Raw genomic sequence first — 15,908 nt, 5'->3', positions numbered from 1 at the left:
CGCTCGTGCGCGCACACCGGAGCGGGTGGCGGCGCGGGCGGGCGGCCGGTCGGCTTCGGCGAGGAGGCGGACATGCGGACCCGGGTGCGTGTGCGTGGCTGGCGCTGGCGGCGCAGTCCGCTGCGGCGGCGCTGTGATGTCGTCGAGGCGTGGACGGTGCTGGTCGTCGCCGTGCTGCTGCTGGTGGTGGCGCCCCTCGCCGGGGTGGCCGCGGGGCTGTACACCCACGACCGGGACGCGGCGGGCGCGGCGGCGCAGCGGGCCGCGCGCCACCGGGTCACGGCCACGGTGTCCGGCGATCCGGCCGCCGTCCGGGTCGAGCGCGGGCATCTGCACCGCGCCGAGGTGCGCTGGACCGAGCCCGGCCGGGTCACCAGGACCGCCTGGGCGCGGGTACCGGCCGGGACCCGGACCGGGGACACGGTCCCGGTGTGGGTCGACTCCCGGGGGCAGGTCGTCGCCGCGCCGGCGTCCGGTGCGGCGATCCTCCAGCACGCGGTGACCATCGGGGTGTGCGCGGCGGCCTGTGCCGGGGGCGCGGTGGTCCTCGGGCACACCGTCGCCCGCCGGGTCGCGCTGCGCCACCGGCTCGCCGAGTGGGAGCGGGCGTGGGCCCGCACCGGGCCGAGGTGGACCCAGCCGCGAACCTGAACACCCCGGTTCCGGGCCATGGTCGGCCGGGGCGCCGTCCTCGAACGATGGGCTCCCCGCTTCCCGCTCCCCCGGCGAAGGCGGTGGCCGATGGCCCTGTTCGACCTGCCCCCGTCCCGGTTCGACCTGCCCCCGTCCCGACTCCGCGCCCACCGGAGCGAGTCGGCCGAGCCCGAGGACTTCGACGCGTTCTGGGACACCACCCTCGGCGAGGCTCGCGCACATGAACTCGCCGTCCGTTTCGAGCCGGTGGAGTCCGGGCCGGCCGCGGTCGAGGTGTACGACGTGACGTTCGCCGGGTTCGGCGGGCACCCGGTCAAGGGCTGGCCGCGGCTGCCGGCCGGCGCCGGACCCCTGCCGCTGGTCGTGCAGTTCATCGGGTACGGCGGCGGGCGCGGCTGGCGCACGAGGACCTGCTGTGGGCGTCGACGGGCCGGGCGCACTTCGTGATGGACACCCCGGGGCAGGGCAACGCCTGGGGCGGCGGGGGCGGCACCGCAAACCCGGTGCGTTCCGGGCCCGCCCATCCCGGCTTCCTCACCCGGGGCATCGACGCGCCCGAGAACCACTGCTACCGGCAAATGTTCACGGACACGGTGCGCGCGATCGAGGCGGCCCGCGCCCATCCGCTGACCGACGCGGCGCGCACGGTGGCGCTCGGCCACAGCCAGGGCGGCGGCATCACCCTCGCCGTCGGCGCGCTGGTCCCCGGCCTGGTCGCGGTGGCGCCGGACGTGCCGTTCCTGTGCGACTTCCCGCGCGCGATCACCCTGACGGACCGCCGCCCCTACCGCGAGGTCGGCCTGTCCCTGAAGACCCACCGGGGGCCGGGCGGCGCAGGCCCTGCGCACCCTCTCCTACTTCGACGGCGTGCGCTTCGCGGCCCGCGGCCGGGCGCCGGCCCTGTTCTCGACCGCCCTGGAGGACGAGACCTGCCCGCCGTCGACCGTGTTCGCGGCGTTCACCTCCTGGGCGCACCCGGACAAGACGATCGAGGTGCACGAGTTCGACGACCACGAGGGCGGCGGACCCTTCCACGACGCGGTGAGGATGCGCCGGCTGCGCGCGTACGCCCGAGATCACCTCTTCCTCGATGGCCGACCGGTCGGTATGTTCGGGGTGCCCGGTCCGGGGCCGACACGGGCCGGGCGTTCCCGCGACCACGGAGGGCCCATGTCAGCCACGCACGACGCCCGGCAGACCCGGCCTGCTCCGGAGGCGGCCGGGGTGCACGGCTTCTGCGCTCCCCGGTTCGCGGCCGTGCGCGAGGCGTTCGAGGAGAACTTCCGCGCCCGGCGCGAACTCGGCGCGGCGGTGGCGGTCACCCTCGGCGGGGAGACCGTGGTGGACCTGTGGGGCGGCTGGGCGGACACGGCCCGCACCCGGCCCTGGGAGCGGGACACGCTGGTGAACGTGTGGTCGACGACCAAGGGCCCGGTGGCGCTGTGCGCGCATCTGCTGGCCGACCGCGGGCTGCTCGACCTGGACGCGCCGGTGGCCCGGTACTGGCCCGAGTTCGCGGCGGCCGGCAAGGAGAAGGTGCTGGTACGGCATCTGCTGTCGCACCGCGCCGGGCTGTGCGGACTGCGCCGGCCGCACAGCGTCCAGGACCTGTACGACTGGGAGCTGACCACCGCGCGGCTCGCGGCCACCGAGCCCTGGTGGGAGCCGGGCACCCGGTCCGGGTACCACGCGGTGACGTACGGCTTCCTGGTCGGCGAGGTCGTACGGCGGATCACCGGGCTGAAGCCGGGGGCCTTCCTGGAGCGGGAGGTGACCGGGCCGCTCGGCATCGACTTCAGCGTGGGCCTGCCGGTCGGGGAGTACGGGCGGGCCGCCGAGCTGACGTACGCCCCGGACACCTCGGACGACGAACGCTCCCCCGCCTTCCGCCAGTGGAACCGGCTGACGCTCGCGGCGATGGCCAACCCGGCGATCGGCCCGGTCCAGGCGAACACACCCGCGTGGCGGGCGGCGGAGGTCCCGGCGGGCAACGGGCACGGCACCGCGCGGGCGGTCGCGGCGCTGTACGGCGTCTTCGCCGGGCGCGGCTCCTTCGGCGGGCGGCGGATCCTGTCGCCCGAGGCGGCGGAGCGGGTGCGCGAGGGGCAGGGCAGCTGTGTCGACCTGGTCCTCGGGGCGGGCCTCGGCGGCGCGAGCGAGGCCGGGCTCGGCCTGTGGCTGAGCGGGCCGCAGGGCGCGTACGGGCCCAATCCGCGGGCGTTCGGCCATGACGGGTTCGGCGGTTCGTGCGGGCTCGCCGATCCGGAGGCCGGAGTGTCGCTGGGCTACGTCATGAACCGGATGGGTCCGCGCGTCATGGACGACCCCCGGAAGATGGCCCTGATCGACGCCCTGTACGGCGCCCTGTGATCAGCGGACCGGCTTCAACTCGCGCGCTACGCCGCCGCCTTGGTGGCCACCACCAGCCGGACGCGGGGGCTGCCGTCGGCGCGCCGCCCGAACTCGGGCAGGGCGCGCAGCTCGGTCGTGAACCCGGCGCGTGCCAGCTCCGCGCGCACCGTGCCCAGCCGGAACGTCCGGTAGTACATGACGAACGGCGGCCGCCACAGGGCGTTGCGCACCCGCATCACCGCGTCGAAGCCGAGCAGCGTCCAGAACAGGGGACCGGTCGCGGGGGCCGGCGCCGGCAGCGGGAAGGCGAAGCTGCCGCCGGGCCGCAGCGCCGAGTGGACCTGGGCGAACAGGCCCGGCAGCTCGCGGGGCAGGAAGTGGCCGAACGCCCCGAAGCTGACGACGAGATCGAAGGCGGAGGCGAACGGCAACGCCCGCGCGTCGCCGCGCACCCAGCCGATCGCGGGCCCGGCCCCCGAGCGGACCTCGCGCCGGGCGACGTCCAGCATCCCGGCGCTGAAGTCGACGCCGACGGCGCTGCGGCGGCACAGCCCGGCCAGCACCCGCACACCGGCGCCGGTCCCGCAGCACAGGTCGAGCCCGTCGTCGAACGGGCCCAGCGGGGCGAGCGCCCGCGCCACGGCGTCGAGCACCCGGCCACCGGTACGGAAGGGCGTGTGGTCGAACTTCGGCGCGAGCAGGTCGTATCCGCGCTCGACGGAGGACAGCGCCTGGACGGCGAGTTCGCGCAGCGAGGGGCCTTCGGGTCCGAACATGTCCGTCAGCCCGTCAGCTCTCGTACCCATGGATCAGTTTCATCCGCACCGACCCAACCTACAGGGGTGATCCGATGCACGCGTTCCGTTCGGCAGTCGAGGCCGGGGACCCGGACGCCGTGGAGGCGCTGCTGGCCGAGGACGTCGTCTTCACCAGTCCCGTCGTCTTCAAACCGTACAAGGGCAAGGCCATCACCGCCGCGATCCTGCGCGCGGTCTTCCAGGTCTTCGAGGACTTCCGCTATGTCCGCGAGTTCGGCGCCCCGGACTCCCCCGACCACGCGCTGGTCTTCACCGCCCGGGTGGGTGGGCGCGAGCTGACGGGCTGTGACTTCCTGCACGTCGACGCGGAGGGGCTGATCGACGACTTCATGGTCATGGTCCGCCCGCTGTCGGGCGCGCAGGCGCTCGCCGAGGCGATGGGGGCGCGGTTCGAACAGATCGCCGAGGAGGCGCAGGCGCGTTCCTGACGCCGGGAGGGGGCGGTCCGCACGGGGCCGCCCCTTTTCCTGGGCCCCCGCCTTTTACCGGGCCTCCGCCTTTTACCGGGCCTCCGGACCTTTTTCGCGGGGCCCGCGCACCGGCCCTCGGGAATACCCCCGCGCACCGATCTGTTGACGACACCGAGCGCACCGGTATAGTGCGAACAGCGCATGTGCGTGCCCCTCGTACCGGCACCGATGTCGCCGTCTTCTCTCCAGCCCCTCGGCCGAGCCGTTCGCACGGCCCCGGGCTTCTTCTCCGCACCACCTCGTGACCAGGGCTTTCGCCGTCGTGTCCGGGGTGTGGTTCCCGCCGCCCGGAGGCAGGTCGTATCCGCCTCCCGCTCTCGCGGCCGTTCCCCCTCCCACGCTCTTCTCTGCGCTCTTCGTCCGCGAAATCCGCGAAAGGACACCCCTCCATGACCACCACACTCGAACACCCCCCGGTCGAGCCGCAGGCCCCGGCCGCCCGGCTCGTCACCGGCGTTCTCGACATCGACACACACGGGAAGGGACACCTGCGGGCCCCCGGCCTCCTTCCCGGACCCGCCGACCCGCAGGTGCCGGCCGCGCTGATCCGCAGGTACGGGCTGCGCAAGGGCGACCTCGTCGAGGGCGCCCGGGGCGCGCAGCGCGCGCTGACCGAGATCGCCCGGGTCGAGGGCCGCGCGCCCGGCGACCTCGCCGCGCGCCGGCACTTCCGCGACCTCACCCCGCTGCACCCGCGCCGCCGGCTGCGCCTGGAACACCCGGACGCCGGGATGGCCGGGCGGGTCGCCGATCTGTTCACCCCGGTCGGCAAGGGCCAGCGCGGTCTTCTCGTGGCCCCGCCGAAGAGCGGCAAGACCGTGCTGCTGCGGCAGCTGGCCGCGGCCGTCGCCGGGAACCACCCCGAGTGCCGCCTGATGGTACTGCTGCTGGACGAACGCCCCGAGGAGGTCACCGAGATGCGCCGCACCGTGCGCGGCGAGGTGTACGCCTCCACCTTCGACCGCACGGCCAAGGAGCACATCGCCCTCGCCGAACTCGTCGTCGAACGGGCCAAGCGGCTGGTCGAGGCGGGCGAGGACGTCGTCGTCCTGCTGGACTCGCTGACCCGGCTGTGCCGGGCGCACAACAACGCCTCCGGCGCGGGCGGCCGCACCCTCAGCGGCGGCGTCGACGCGGGCGCGCTGATCGGCCCCAAGCGGTTCTTCGGCGCCGCCCGCGAGGCCGAGGAGGGCGGCTCGCTCACCATCCTGGCCACCGCCCTGGTGGACACGGGCTCCCGTGCCGACGGCTACTTCTTCGAGGAGCTGAAGGGCACGGGCAACATGGAGCTGCGGCTCGACCGGGAACTGGCCGGGCGGCGCGTCTTCCCCGCCGTGGACCTGGACGGCTCCGGCACCCGGCGCGAGGAACTGCTGCTCACCCCGGCCGAGTTGGGCGCCGTACACGGGCTGCGCCGCGCCCTGCGCGCACGCGAGGGCTCCCCGGCGGGCCTGGAGACCCTGCTGGAGCGGATGCGGCGCACCCCCGACAACGCGGCCTTCCTGCGGCAGGTCCTGCCGACGCTGCCCGCGAGCTGACCGGGTACGGCAACCGGGTTGCTCCGCTGGCATCCGGGTTGCTCCGTTGGGCCGGACGGCGCGGCCGACGCGCGCACGCCACTCCCCTTCGTACGTTGATCATATGATCACCAGATTCAGATATCGGGCGGTCGTACCCGCCTGCTCCCTGTGTGTGGCGGGCCTGCTGGCGTTCACCCCGGCCCTGGCCGGCGCCGCACCGGCCGCCGCGCGGCACCACAGCGGCGCGCTGCCCCGCAACGGCGAGCCCGCGCCGCCCGCGCCCCGGGCGGCCACCCCGGCCCCGGCCCTGCTCTACCGCTCCGGCGTACAGGTACGCCCGCGCCGGAGCGCCCCCGATCTGCCGGACGTCTCCGCGCTGTCCTGGCTGGTCGCCGACGCGGGCAGCGGGCAGGTGCTGGCCGCGAGCGAGGCGCACCGGCCGCTGCCCCCGGCCAGCACCCTGAAGACCCTGTTCGCCCTCACCGTGCTGCCGAAACTGCCCAGCGGGATGCAGCACACCGTCAGCTACCAGGAGTTGGCCGACGTCGCCGAGGGCAGCAGCCTGGTCGGGGTCGAGGAGGGCCACAGCTACCGGGTGGCGGACCTGTGGCGGGGGGTCTTCCTCAGCTCCGGCAACGACGCGGTGCACGTGCTCGCCTCCCTCAACGGCGGCTGGCAGACCACCGCCCGGCGGATGCAGACCAACGCCCGCGCCCTGGGCGCCCTGGACACCCATGTGCTGTCCCCGGACGGCTACGACACCCCCGGCCAGGTGTCCTCCGCCTACGACCTCGCCGTCTTCGGCCGCGAGGGCCTGCGCAACCCCGACTTCGCGAAGTACTGCTCCACCGCGCAGGCCGAGTTCCCCGGCGACGGCACGCCGTTCGCCATCGAGAACACCAACCGGCTGCTGACCGGCGCCGACGGCGTGGCACCCTACCCGGGCCTGATCGGCGTCAAGAACGGCTACACCAGCAACGCGGGCAACACCCTCGTGGCCGCCGCCCGGCGGGGCGGGCGCACGCTGGAGGTGACCGTGATGAACCCTCAGTCGGGCGACGGGTTCGAGGTGTACGAGGAGGCCCGCCGGCTGCTCGACTGGGGCTTCGCGGCGGACGGTCAGGTGGATCCGGTGGGCTCGCTGGACGGGCTGCGCCCCAAGGCACGGCCCGCCGCGTCGGCCGCGCCGGTGGCGGCGGCCACGTCCGGGACGCCGGACGACGACTGGTCCGCCGCCGCCGTCGGGGCGGGGCTCGCCGGTCTCGGCGCGGCCGGGCTGGCACTGGCGCTGCGGGCCAGGGGCCGGGGCAAGGGCCGGGCCGCGCGGGGCTGACCGGTCGGCAGACCGAGCAGCAGGCCCAGGGTGATCCAGGTGTAGAGGTTGCTGCCGAGGAAGCCGTCGAGACCCGAGGCGTCGTCGGACCACAGCCAGACCACGCTGGTGCACAGCACCGCGTACAGCGCGCCCGCGACCAGGCGGTGCCCGGCGCGCAGCAGGACCGCGAAGGAGGGCAGCAGCCACACCAGGTGGTGCACCCAGGTGATCGGGCTGACCAGGCAGGCGGCCGCCCCGGTGAGGGCGAAGGCCGCGGTCCAGTCGCCGGCCAGCGCCGCCCGACGGCTCCGCCACGCCCAGACGCACAACGTCCCCAGCACCGCGAGCGCCCACAGCGGGCGGCCGCTCTCGCCGAGCCGGGCCAGCACCCCCTGGAGCGACTGGTTGGAGACGTAGTCCAGGCGGCCCACCCGGCCGGTGTCCCACAGCGCCCGGGTCCAGTAGAACCGGGACGCGGCGGGGTCCACCAGGGCGGCGAGCGCGGTCACGGCCGCCGCGACGGCGGTCGCCCGCGCGGCGGCCCGGCGGCGCCCGGCGAGCAGCAGCAGCCCGATGAACAGGGCCGGCGTCAGCTTGATCGCCGCCGCGAGGCCGGTCCCGGCGCCCGCCCAGCGGCCCCGGCCGCTCGCCAGCAGCCGGGCGTCGGTGAGGACGAGGGCCAGGAGTACGACATTGACCTGGCCGAAGCTGAAGGTGTCCCGCAGGGGCTCGAACAGCGCGAGCGCGCACAGGGCGAGCGACCAGCGGTACCAGCCGTGCCGCCGCCAGTGGTCGCCGGCCAGGACGCGCAGGACGACACCGAGGGCGACCGCGTTCACCACCAGGGAGGCGACGATCGCGGTGTTCCGGCCGAGCAGCGCCAGGGGCAGCATCAGGACCGCCGCGAACGGCGGATACGTGAAGCCGTAGCGCGTGCCCGGCACCCGGTAGTCGTAGATCAGGCCGCCGTGGTGCACCCAGGTGTGCACGGTGCCGTAGTAGACGCGCAGGTCGAAGAAGCCGCGCAGCAGCGGCACGGTCGCGGTGAACGCGGTCACGGCGGCGGCGAGGGCGAGGACCAGCGCCAGCCTGCCCCGGTCGGTGCACGGTCCCCTCATGCGGCGCGCCCCGGGGCCGGGGACGGGGCCGGGGACGCGGCGGGTCCCTGGGCCGCCTGGTGGGCCTGCCACAGGACGACCACGCCGAGCAGCCCACCGCAGACGGCGAGCGCCAGCTGACCCGCGTCGGCGGGGCCGCCGCTCGGCAGGACGGCGAGGGCGAGGACCCCGGCGAGGGCGGCGACCCGGTGCCGTACCGGGGTGCTGGGCGCGGCGGCGGCGATCAGGAACAGGCCCCACAGCACGTACCAGGGGCGGATCGCCGGGCCGAACACGGCGACGGCGAGCAGGCTCAGGCCGAGCGCGTACACCGGTTCGAGGCGTAGCCGCAGCCAGATGAGGCCGATCGCGACGGCGGTGGCGGCGAGGCCGAGCAGCTGCCAGCCGGGGACCGCCAGCGGGGCCAGGCCGCTGCCGAGGCGGTCGAGCAGGGCGCCGGTGGCCCGGCCGAGCAGGCTGGTCAGCGCCCAGTTCCGCGGGGAGACGGGGGTGCCGAGGGCGCCGATCCAGCCGTAGCCGGTGCCGGCCACCGCGGTGGCGGCGACGGTGGTCGCGGCGCAGACGGCCGCGGTGGTCAGGGCGGCGGGCAGGGGGCGGCGTCCGGCGCGGGCCTGGAACGCCACCACGGCGAGCAGGCCGAGCGCGGCGGGCGCCTTGACCAGTGCGGCGAGGGTGACGAGTACGGCGCCCGGCACGGGCCCCCGCCGCCGGGCGGCGACCAGGCCGAGGCCGAGCAGTCCGAGCATCAGCGCGTCGTTGTGGGCGCCCGCGACCAGGTGCAGCGGCACCAGCGGGTTGAGGGCGCCGAGCCAGAGCGCGGCGGCCGGGTCGGTGCCGCTGTGCCGGGCGAGCCGGGGCAGCGCGAACGCCATCAGGGCCACCCCGAGGAGCGCGAGCAGCCGCATGCCGATCAGGCCCGCGGGCAGTTCGCCCCGGGTGAGACCGGACAGCGCGGCGGCGGGGCCCAGGAACGCGGGGCCGTACGGCGCCCCGGTGTGCTGCCACAGGGGGGCCACCTGGTCGGCGAGCGGACCGCCGAGGGCGGCGGGGCCCTGGGTGTAGACGTCCAGGTGCGCGGCGGCCATGGCGCCCTGCGCGAGATAGCTGTAGACGTCCCGGCTGAACAGCGGCGGGGCGAGCGCCAACGGGGCGGCCCAGACGGCCAGTACGAGCAGCAGGGCGCGCGGCGCGGGCGGGCGCGGCCCGCGCACCAGGCGGCCGAGGAGCACCCAGGCGGCGATCAGCAGCACGACGCCGAAGTACGCCGCGACCAGCCCTGTCGCCTCCTGGGCCGAGGCGGGCGCCGGCAGATCCGCCACGGGCAGCGCACCGGCCGTCTCCCCGCCGAGCGCGAGAAAGGCGCTACCGACCAGCCCGAGCAGCCGGCAACACCGCAGATCGAAGGGGAACGCCATGGCCAACACCGGCTCAGCGTGGCAACGCCGGATGTCCACGAGACGACGAGTGCCCGTCCGGACGGGGACCGAGGTGTGGCCGGGGCGTGGTGGGGCGGAGAGGGGGAAGGGCAGCGGGAGGGGGGCCGGTGCTCGGTGGGTTCCGGGCAGGTGCTCGGTGGGTTCCGGGCAGGTGCTCGGTGGGTTCCGGGCAGGTGGCTGGCGGTTTCCGGGGCCGGTGCCCGGCGGATTCCGGAGTTGAGGCCCAGCGGATTCCGGGACCGATGGCCGATGGCTTCCGCGGCCGATGCCCGACGGTCCTGGGGGCCGGTGCCCGGCGACGGTCCTGGGGCCGGTGTCCGGCGAAATCACGGAGCCGAGGTCCTGTCGATTCCGCAGCCGACGCCCGACGGCTTCCCCGGCCAATGCCCAGCGGATCCCGCAGCCGATGCCCGACGGCTTCCGCAGCGGTGCCCGGCGGTCTCCGGGGCCGATGGCCGACAGCTTCCGGCGCCGGTGTCCGATGGCTTGCCAGGCCGATACCCAGCGGATCCCCCACCTGATGCCCGACGGACCCGAAGCCGACGTCCGGCAGTTCCCGGAGGCCGATGCCCAACGGATCCCGAAGCCGATACCCAGCGCATTCTGCAGCCGACGCCCGATAGCTCCCCCGGCCGACGCCCAGCGGGTCGCGCAACCGGTGCCCGGCGGGCCCCGGGGCCGGTGTCGTCAGAAGACGGACAGGCCGGTCAGGGTGGTGAAGCGGTCGAGGGCTGCCACGCCGGCCACGGAGTTGCCGCGTTCGTCCAGGCCGGGGCTCCACACGCACAGGGTGCAGCGGCCCGGTACGACGGCGATGATGCCGCCGCCGACGCCGCTCTTGCCGGGCAGGCCGACCCGGTAGGCGAAGTCGCCCGCGGCGTCGTACGTGCCGCAGGTCAGCATCACCGCGTTGACCTGCTTGGCCTCGCTGCGGCTGAGCAGCCGGCTGCCGTCGGAGCGGATCCCGTGCCGGGCGAGGAAGCCGGTGGCGAGGGCGAGGTCGGCGCAGGAGGCGGCGATGGAGCACTGGCGGAAGTACTGGTCGAGCAGGACCGGTACCTCGTTGTCGATGTTGCCGTAGGACGCCATGAAATGGGCGAGCGCGGCGTTGCGGTCGCCGTGCGCGGTCTCGGAGGCGGCGACCTCCTGGTCGAAGTCCAGCGCGGGGTTTCCGCTCTCGGCGCGCAGGAAGTCGAGCAGTTCACCGGCCGCGTCCCCGGTACGGGTCTGGAGGCGGTCGGTGACGACGAGCGCGCCCGCGTTGATGAACGGGTTGCGCGGGATGCCGTTCTCGTACTCCAGCTGGACCAGCGAGTTGAACGGGTTGCCGGACGGCTCGCGGCCGACGTGCTCCCACAGCTCGTCGCCCTCGCGGGCCAGGTCGAGGGCGAGGGTGAACACCTTGGTGATGGACTGCGCGGAGAACGGCTGCTGCCACTCCCCCACCCCGTACACCGTGCCGTCCAGCTCGGCGACGGCCATGCCGAAGGCACGGGGGTCGCACGCGGCCAGCGCCGGGATGTAGTCGGCGGCGCGGCCGCGGCCCGGTGTGTGCTCCAGCTCCTCGGCTATGCGCTCCAGGACCGGCAGGAAGGTGGGGGACGACGTCGTTGTCATGATCACCATTGTGCCTCCGTACCGCTCCCGGAGCCCACTCGCCCCCGCTCCGATACCTCTCGTCGCCGCAGGTCAGGCGGCCGGTGCCCCGCTGCCCGCGATGATCTCGGGGCGCAGCAGCCCGGTCAGTGTCCCGACCGGCAGCAGGCCCTTCTCCAGGACCAGTTCGGCGACCCCGCGCCCGGTGGCGAGGGCCTCCTTGGCGATCTCGGTGGCCGCCGTGTACCCGATGTGCGGGTTGAGCGCGGTGACCAGTCCGATGGAGTTCTCCACGCTCGCGCGCAGCCGCTCGGTGTTGGCGGTGATGCCGTCGACGCAGCGCTCGGCCAGCGTCCGGCAGGCCCGCTCCAGATGGGTGATCGACTCGGAGAGGGAGTGGAGGATGATCGGCTCGAAGGCGTTGAGCTGGAGCTGTCCGGCCTCGGCGGCCATGGTGATGGCGACGTCGTTGCCGATGACCTCGAAGGCGACCTGGTTGACCACCTCGGGGATGACCGGGTTGACCTTGCCCGGCATGATCGACGAACCGGCCTGCACCGGCGGCAGGTTGATCTCCCCGAGCCCGGCGCGCGGACCGGAGGACAGCAGCCGCAGGTCGTTGCAGCTCTTGGAGAGCTTGACCGCGATCCGCTTGAGCACCCCGGACATCTGTACGAAGGCCCCGCAGTCCTGGGTGGCCTCGACCAGGTTGGCGGCGGTGACCAGCGGCAGCCCGGTGATCGCGGACAGATGCCGGCGGGCGGCCTCGGCGTACCCGGACGGAGCGTTGATCCCGGTGCCGATCGCCGTGGCGCCCAGGTTGATCTCCTGGATCAGCTCGACGGCCTCGGCGAGCCGGCTGCGGTCCTCCTCGATCATCACGGCGAACGCGGAGAACTCCTGGCCGAGCGTCATCGGCACCGCGTCCTGCAACTGTGTACGGCCCATCTTGAGCACGTCACGGAACTGCACGGACTTCCCCGCGAAGGAGTCCTGGAGTACAGCCATCGCCTTGAGCAGTCCACGGACCGCGAAGACCGTCGCTATCTTGACGGCGGTCGGGTAGACGTCATTGGTCGACTGGCTCAGGTTGACGTCCTCGTTCGGGTGTACATACATGTACTCGCCCCTGGCGCGGCCGAGGAGCTCCAGCGCCCGGTTCGCGACGACCTCGTTGGCGTTCATGTTGGTCGAGGTCCCGGCCCCGCCCTGGATGACGTCCACGACGAACTGCTCGTGCAGCTCGCCCCGCCGGATCTCCTGGCAGGCGGTGACGATCGCGCGGGCCTTCTCCGGTGCCAGCAGGCCGAGTTCCGCGTTGGCGAGCGCGGCGGCCTCCTTCACGGCGGCCAGGGCGTCGATCAGATGCGAGTACGCCGAGATCGGCATGCCGGTGATGGGGAAGTTCTCGGTGGCCCGCAGGGTGTGGATGCCCCAGTAGGCGTCGGCGGGCACGTCCCGATCGCCGAGGAGGTCGTGTTCGCGCCGGGTGGTGGTCATCAGGGGTGCTCTGCTTTCTGGGCTTCGGGGCTGTTCGGGCACCCCGGGCTTCGAGGCTGTCCGGGGTTCCCGGGGTTCGGGGCTTTCCGGGTTTCGGGAGGGAAAACACCGGCGAGGGGTGAACTCAGGCGGTCTCGGCCCCGCCCACCACGCGTACGGCGCCCACCGGGACCCCGCCGCCGAGCAGCGCCTGTCCCGCGAAGCCGGTCAGCAGGGCGGGGTCCACCCCGGCCCGCTCAAGTGCCCGTGCCGCGACCGGTATCCGGGCGCGGTCCGCGCCGTCCGCTATCTTCACGGCCACCGCCCGCCCGTCCGGCAGCGCGGCCACCTGGACCCCCTCGAAGCCGTCCTTGGCGAGCAGCCCCGGCACGGCCCGCATCAGCGCGGCGACATCGCGGCTCGCGCCGGACGCCATCTCCGCGTGGTCCCGCATCGCGTCGGCGACCTTGGCCTCCGCGGTGCCGGGCGCGGCCGAGGTGATCCGGGACAGCGCGCGGGCGAGCCCGTGCAGGGAGATGGCGAACAGGGGCGCGCCGCAGCCGTCCACGGTGATGTGCGCGACCCGCTGTCCCGTGAGGTCCTCGACGGTCTCCCGGATGGTCCGCTGCAAGGGGTGCGCGGGGTCCAGGTAGTCCGGCAGGGACCAGTCGTTGAGGCGCGCGGTCCACAGCATCGCCGCGTGCTTGCCGGAGCAGTTCTGGGCGAGCCGGGAGGGCGTCCGGCCGTCGCGCACCCAGGTGTCCCGGACGGCGGGGTCGAAGGGCAGGTCGGGGACGTTGCGCAGATCGTCCTCGGCGAGTCCGCCCAGTTCGAGGATGCGCCGGGTCCCGGCGAGGTGGCGCTCCTCCCCGGAGTGGCTCGCGGCGGCCAGGGACAGCAGTTCGCCGTCCAGCGGCAGCCCGGCCCGCACCATGGCGACGGCCTGGAGGGGTTTGACGGCCGAACGCGGGTAGAAGGCGGCCTCGATGTCGCCGACCTGGTGGTCGACGGTGCCGTCGGCGCCGAGGACGACGACGGAGCCGTAGTGGATGCCCTCGATCACACCGCCGCGGACGAGGTGGGCGACGGGGGCGTGGCCGGGTGCGCGGACGACGGGCGCGTCGGCGGGGAAGCTGATGTCCATTTCTGCCTGCATCAAGGAGTCGGGGCGGCCGGTTCGCGGGTCACGCGGCGGCACGCCGGGCGGGGGCGCGGGGTGCGGACGGCACGGGGGCGGGCACGGGCGTCGTACGACCGCACCCGGTGCCGTGGTGGCCGGCGGCGGAGGGGCACGGTGGTGCGTCCGGTGCCGACGTCGGTGTGTCCGGGGGTCAGGGGGTCTTGTCCGGGGGTCAGGGGCGGGCGGCGCTCATGCCTCGGGCGCGCCGCTCGCGGCCGGGTCCGGCCGTCTGGGGCGCACGATGTCGGTGAGGGTGCGTTCGACGCGGTCCAGGTGGTGGCTCATGGCCGCGACGGCGTCCGGCTCGGAGCCGTCGGTGAGCGCCTCGACGATGGCGCGGTGCTCGCGGTCGGACTGCTCGCGTCGGCCGCCCAGCTCGTTGAGGAAGGCCGACTGGCGCGCCAGGGCGTCGCGGATCTCCTCGATGACCCGGCGGAAGACGGGGTTCTGGGCGGCCTCGGCGACGGTGAGGTGGAAGAGGGTGTCCATCGCGACCCAGGCGGTGGTGTCCGTCTCCCGCTCCATGCGGTCCAGCAGATGGGCCAGGCGGTCCAGGTGGTCGGGGGTGCGGCGCAGGGCCGCGTAACCGGCGACCGGGATCTCGATGTGGCGGCGGACCTCCAGCAGGTCGCTGGCCGCGTAGTCGCCGAAGGTGGGGTCCTCCACGGCGTCGGCGACGACGAAGGTGCCCTTGCCGGTCCGGGAGACCGTGAGGCCCATCGCCTGGAGCGCGCGCAGCGCCTCGCGCAGCACGGGCCGGGAGACCTCCAGGGTGCGGCCCAGCTCGGCCTCGGAGGGCAGCTTGTCGCCGATGGCGTAGTCGCCGCGTTCGATGGCGGCGCGGAGGTGGCCGAGGACCGCTTCCATCGCGCTCACGCGCCGCGGGCCGGTACCACCTGTCTGGCTGTCTGACAGGTTCACGGGCCGATCCTGCGCGCTGCCCGCCCGCTCTGTCAAGGCGGCCGGTGCAAACCCGCCTGGGGCGGTGGGAGGGAACGCCGACGGGGTGCGGTGCCCGCTCTCGGGCGCCGCACCCCGCCGGGTGGCCGGGAGGTGATGGCTCAGGCGTTGAGCACACCGGTGCCGAGCAGGGCGAGCAGGCCCACGCCGATGATGATGCGGTAGATCACGAAGGCGTTGAAGGAGTGCTTGGCGACGAACTTCAGCAGCCAGGCGATCGAGGCGTAGGCCACGACGAAGGAGACGAGGGTGCCGACGGCCAGCGGGGCGGCGCCCACGCCCGCGCCCAGGGCGTCCTTCAGCTCGTAGATGCCGGCGCCGGTCAGCGCGGGGATGCCGAGGAAGAAGGAGAGGCGGGTCGCGGCGACGCGGTCCAGGTCCAGGACGAGCGCGGTGGACATGGTGGCGCCGGAGCGGGAGAAGCCGGGGAAGAGCAGGGCGAGGATCTGGGAGCAGCCGACCCACATCGCGTCCTTGAAGGACGTGTCGTCCTCACCGCGCTTGTGGCGGCCCATCTGGTCCGCGCACCACATCGCGCCGGAGCCGACGATCAGCGAACCGGCCACCACCCACAGCGAGGCCAGCGGCCCGTCGATCAGCGGCTTCGCGGCAAGGCCGACCAGCACGATCGGGATCGTCGCGGCGATCACCCACCAGGCGAACTTGTAGTCGTGGTGGTAGCGCTCCTCACGGTTGACCAGACCGCGGAACCAGGCGGAAACGATCCGCTTGATGTCCTTGAAGAAGTACACGAGCACGGCGGCGATGGCGCCGACCTGGATGACGGCGGAGAACCCGACGACGGACTTGTCGTCGACGGGGATGTCCATGAGCCCCTCGGCGATCTTGAGGTGGCCGGTGGAGGACACGGGGAGGAACTCGGTCACCCCCTCGACGACTCCGAGGACGACGGCCTGACCGACAGAGATGGCGCTCATGGGATCCAGTTCTGAGGAGAGTAGGTCGACAGTGTTGTAGACAGTACTTGCCGCGTCCGGCGGGGTGCCGGG

The 15,908-nt window shown here is 74.2% G+C and carries 12 protein-coding genes and 2 pseudogenes; 6 read left to right on the top strand and 8 right to left on the bottom strand.

Features of this window, described 5'->3' with window-relative positions; translation table 11 throughout:
- Positions 1 to 72: 72 nt before the first annotated feature.
- The 3 genes and pseudogenes from QHG49_RS31355 to QHG49_RS31345 all read left to right on the top strand — a co-directional run bounded on the left by QHG49_RS31355 (position 73) and on the right by QHG49_RS31345 (position 3,024).
- The gene (locus QHG49_RS31355) at positions 73 to 651 is read left to right on the top strand and encodes a hypothetical protein (protein WP_201300505.1); all 579 of its coding nucleotides are present in this window, start codon (positions 73 to 75) and stop codon (positions 649 to 651) included.
- Positions 652 to 741: 90 nt separating this feature from the next.
- Positions 742 to 1,725, top strand: a pseudogene (locus tag QHG49_RS31350) (acetylxylan esterase); the annotation flags it as partial.
- Between the two features lie 99 nt (positions 1,726 to 1,824).
- The gene (locus QHG49_RS31345) at positions 1,825 to 3,024 is read left to right on the top strand and encodes a serine hydrolase (RefSeq protein ID WP_145489599.1); all 1,200 of its coding nucleotides are present in this window, start codon (positions 1,825 to 1,827) and stop codon (positions 3,022 to 3,024) included.
- A gap of 26 nt (positions 3,025 to 3,050) precedes the next feature.
- Here QHG49_RS31345 and QHG49_RS31340 read toward each other — a convergent pair whose 3' ends face one another.
- Complete coding sequence (locus tag QHG49_RS31340) at positions 3,051 to 3,782, bottom strand: class I SAM-dependent methyltransferase (protein ID WP_159707893.1); 732 nt, start codon at positions 3,780 to 3,782, stop codon at positions 3,051 to 3,053.
- 74 nt (positions 3,783 to 3,856) lie between these two features.
- On the opposite strand from QHG49_RS31340, the gene QHG49_RS31335 reads away from it, so the two are divergent.
- From QHG49_RS31335 to QHG49_RS31325, 3 genes are all read left to right on the top strand, one after another.
- Complete coding sequence (locus tag QHG49_RS31335) at positions 3,857 to 4,252, top strand: nuclear transport factor 2 family protein (RefSeq protein WP_301492179.1); 396 nt, start codon at positions 3,857 to 3,859, stop codon at positions 4,250 to 4,252.
- Between the two features lie 431 nt (positions 4,253 to 4,683).
- Complete coding sequence (gene rho, locus QHG49_RS31330; RefSeq protein ID WP_301492178.1) at positions 4,684 to 5,832, top strand: transcription termination factor Rho; 1,149 nt, start codon at positions 4,684 to 4,686, stop codon at positions 5,830 to 5,832.
- Positions 5,833 to 5,935: 103 nt separating this feature from the next.
- Positions 5,936 to 7,147, top strand: coding sequence for a D-alanyl-D-alanine carboxypeptidase family protein (locus QHG49_RS31325; RefSeq protein ID WP_301492176.1), 1,212 nt, complete (start codon positions 5,936 to 5,938; stop codon positions 7,145 to 7,147).
- A gap of 272 nt (positions 7,148 to 7,419) precedes the next feature.
- On the opposite strand, the pseudogene QHG49_RS31320 reads toward QHG49_RS31325, so the two are convergent.
- From QHG49_RS31320 to QHG49_RS31290, 7 genes and pseudogenes are all read right to left on the bottom strand, one after another.
- Positions 7,420 to 8,022, bottom strand: a pseudogene (locus QHG49_RS31320) (glycosyltransferase family 87 protein); the annotation flags it as partial.
- Positions 8,023 to 8,243: 221 nt separating this feature from the next.
- A complete protein-coding gene (mptB, locus tag QHG49_RS31315; protein WP_159698775.1) occupies positions 8,244 to 9,662 on the bottom strand; it encodes a polyprenol phosphomannose-dependent alpha 1,6 mannosyltransferase MptB in 1,419 nt (472 codons plus the stop codon).
- Positions 9,663 to 10,370: 708 nt separating this feature from the next.
- Complete coding sequence (locus QHG49_RS31310; protein ID WP_145489484.1) at positions 10,371 to 11,309, bottom strand: glutaminase; 939 nt, start codon at positions 11,307 to 11,309, stop codon at positions 10,371 to 10,373.
- Between the two features lie 63 nt (positions 11,310 to 11,372).
- Positions 11,373 to 12,779, bottom strand: coding sequence for an aspartate ammonia-lyase (gene aspA, locus QHG49_RS31305; protein ID WP_370530530.1), 1,407 nt, complete (start codon positions 12,777 to 12,779; stop codon positions 11,373 to 11,375).
- 124 nt (positions 12,780 to 12,903) lie between these two features.
- A complete protein-coding gene (locus QHG49_RS31300) occupies positions 12,904 to 13,902 on the bottom strand; it encodes an asparaginase (protein ID WP_159698778.1) in 999 nt (332 codons plus the stop codon).
- 225 nt (positions 13,903 to 14,127) lie between these two features.
- On the bottom strand, positions 14,128 to 14,805 hold the full coding sequence (locus tag QHG49_RS31295) for a FadR/GntR family transcriptional regulator (RefSeq protein WP_145489593.1): 678 nt from the start codon (positions 14,803 to 14,805) through the stop codon (positions 14,128 to 14,130).
- Positions 14,806 to 14,999: 194 nt separating this feature from the next.
- The gene (locus QHG49_RS31290; RefSeq protein ID WP_145489481.1) at positions 15,000 to 15,836 is read right to left on the bottom strand and encodes an undecaprenyl-diphosphate phosphatase; all 837 of its coding nucleotides are present in this window, start codon (positions 15,834 to 15,836) and stop codon (positions 15,000 to 15,002) included.
- Positions 15,837 to 15,908 lie beyond the last annotated feature (72 nt).

This window comes from Streptomyces sp. WP-1 (assembly GCF_030450125.1).
Lineage (GTDB): Bacteria > Actinomycetota > Actinomycetes > Streptomycetales > Streptomycetaceae > Streptomyces > Streptomyces incarnatus.
The sequence above is the reverse complement of the archived record's forward strand: the minus strand, read 5'-3'. Positions and strand labels throughout refer to the sequence as shown.

What these genes read in the sequence shown, in the direction of transcription:
- QHG49_RS31355 (WP_201300505.1), top strand. Translation starts at nt 73, where the DNA reads ATGCGGACCCGGGTGCGTGTGCGTGGCTGGCGCTGGCGGCGCAGTCCG.
- QHG49_RS31345 (WP_145489599.1), top strand. Translation starts at nt 1,825, where the DNA reads ATGTCAGCCACGCACGACGCCCGGCAGACCCGGCCTGCTCCGGAGGCG.
- QHG49_RS31340 (WP_159707893.1), bottom strand. Translation starts at nt 3,782, where the DNA reads ATGTTCGGACCCGAAGGCCCCTCGCTGCGCGAACTCGCCGTCCAGGCG.
- QHG49_RS31335 (WP_301492179.1), top strand. Translation starts at nt 3,857, where the DNA reads ATGCACGCGTTCCGTTCGGCAGTCGAGGCCGGGGACCCGGACGCCGTG.
- rho (WP_301492178.1), top strand. Translation starts at nt 4,684, where the DNA reads ATGACCACCACACTCGAACACCCCCCGGTCGAGCCGCAGGCCCCGGCC.
- QHG49_RS31325 (WP_301492176.1), top strand. Translation starts at nt 5,936, where the DNA reads ATGATCACCAGATTCAGATATCGGGCGGTCGTACCCGCCTGCTCCCTG.
- mptB (WP_159698775.1), bottom strand. Translation starts at nt 9,662, where the DNA reads ATGGCGTTCCCCTTCGATCTGCGGTGTTGCCGGCTGCTCGGGCTGGTC.
- QHG49_RS31310 (WP_145489484.1), bottom strand. Translation starts at nt 11,309, where the DNA reads ATGGTGATCATGACAACGACGTCGTCCCCCACCTTCCTGCCGGTCCTG.
- aspA (WP_370530530.1), bottom strand. Translation starts at nt 12,779, where the DNA reads ATGACCACCACCCGGCGCGAACACGACCTCCTCGGCGATCGGGACGTG.
- QHG49_RS31300 (WP_159698778.1), bottom strand. Translation starts at nt 13,902, where the DNA reads ATGGACATCAGCTTCCCCGCCGACGCGCCCGTCGTCCGCGCACCCGGC.
- QHG49_RS31295 (WP_145489593.1), bottom strand. Translation starts at nt 14,805, where the DNA reads ATGGAAGCGGTCCTCGGCCACCTCCGCGCCGCCATCGAACGCGGCGAC.
- QHG49_RS31290 (WP_145489481.1), bottom strand. Translation starts at nt 15,836, where the DNA reads ATGAGCGCCATCTCTGTCGGTCAGGCCGTCGTCCTCGGAGTCGTCGAG.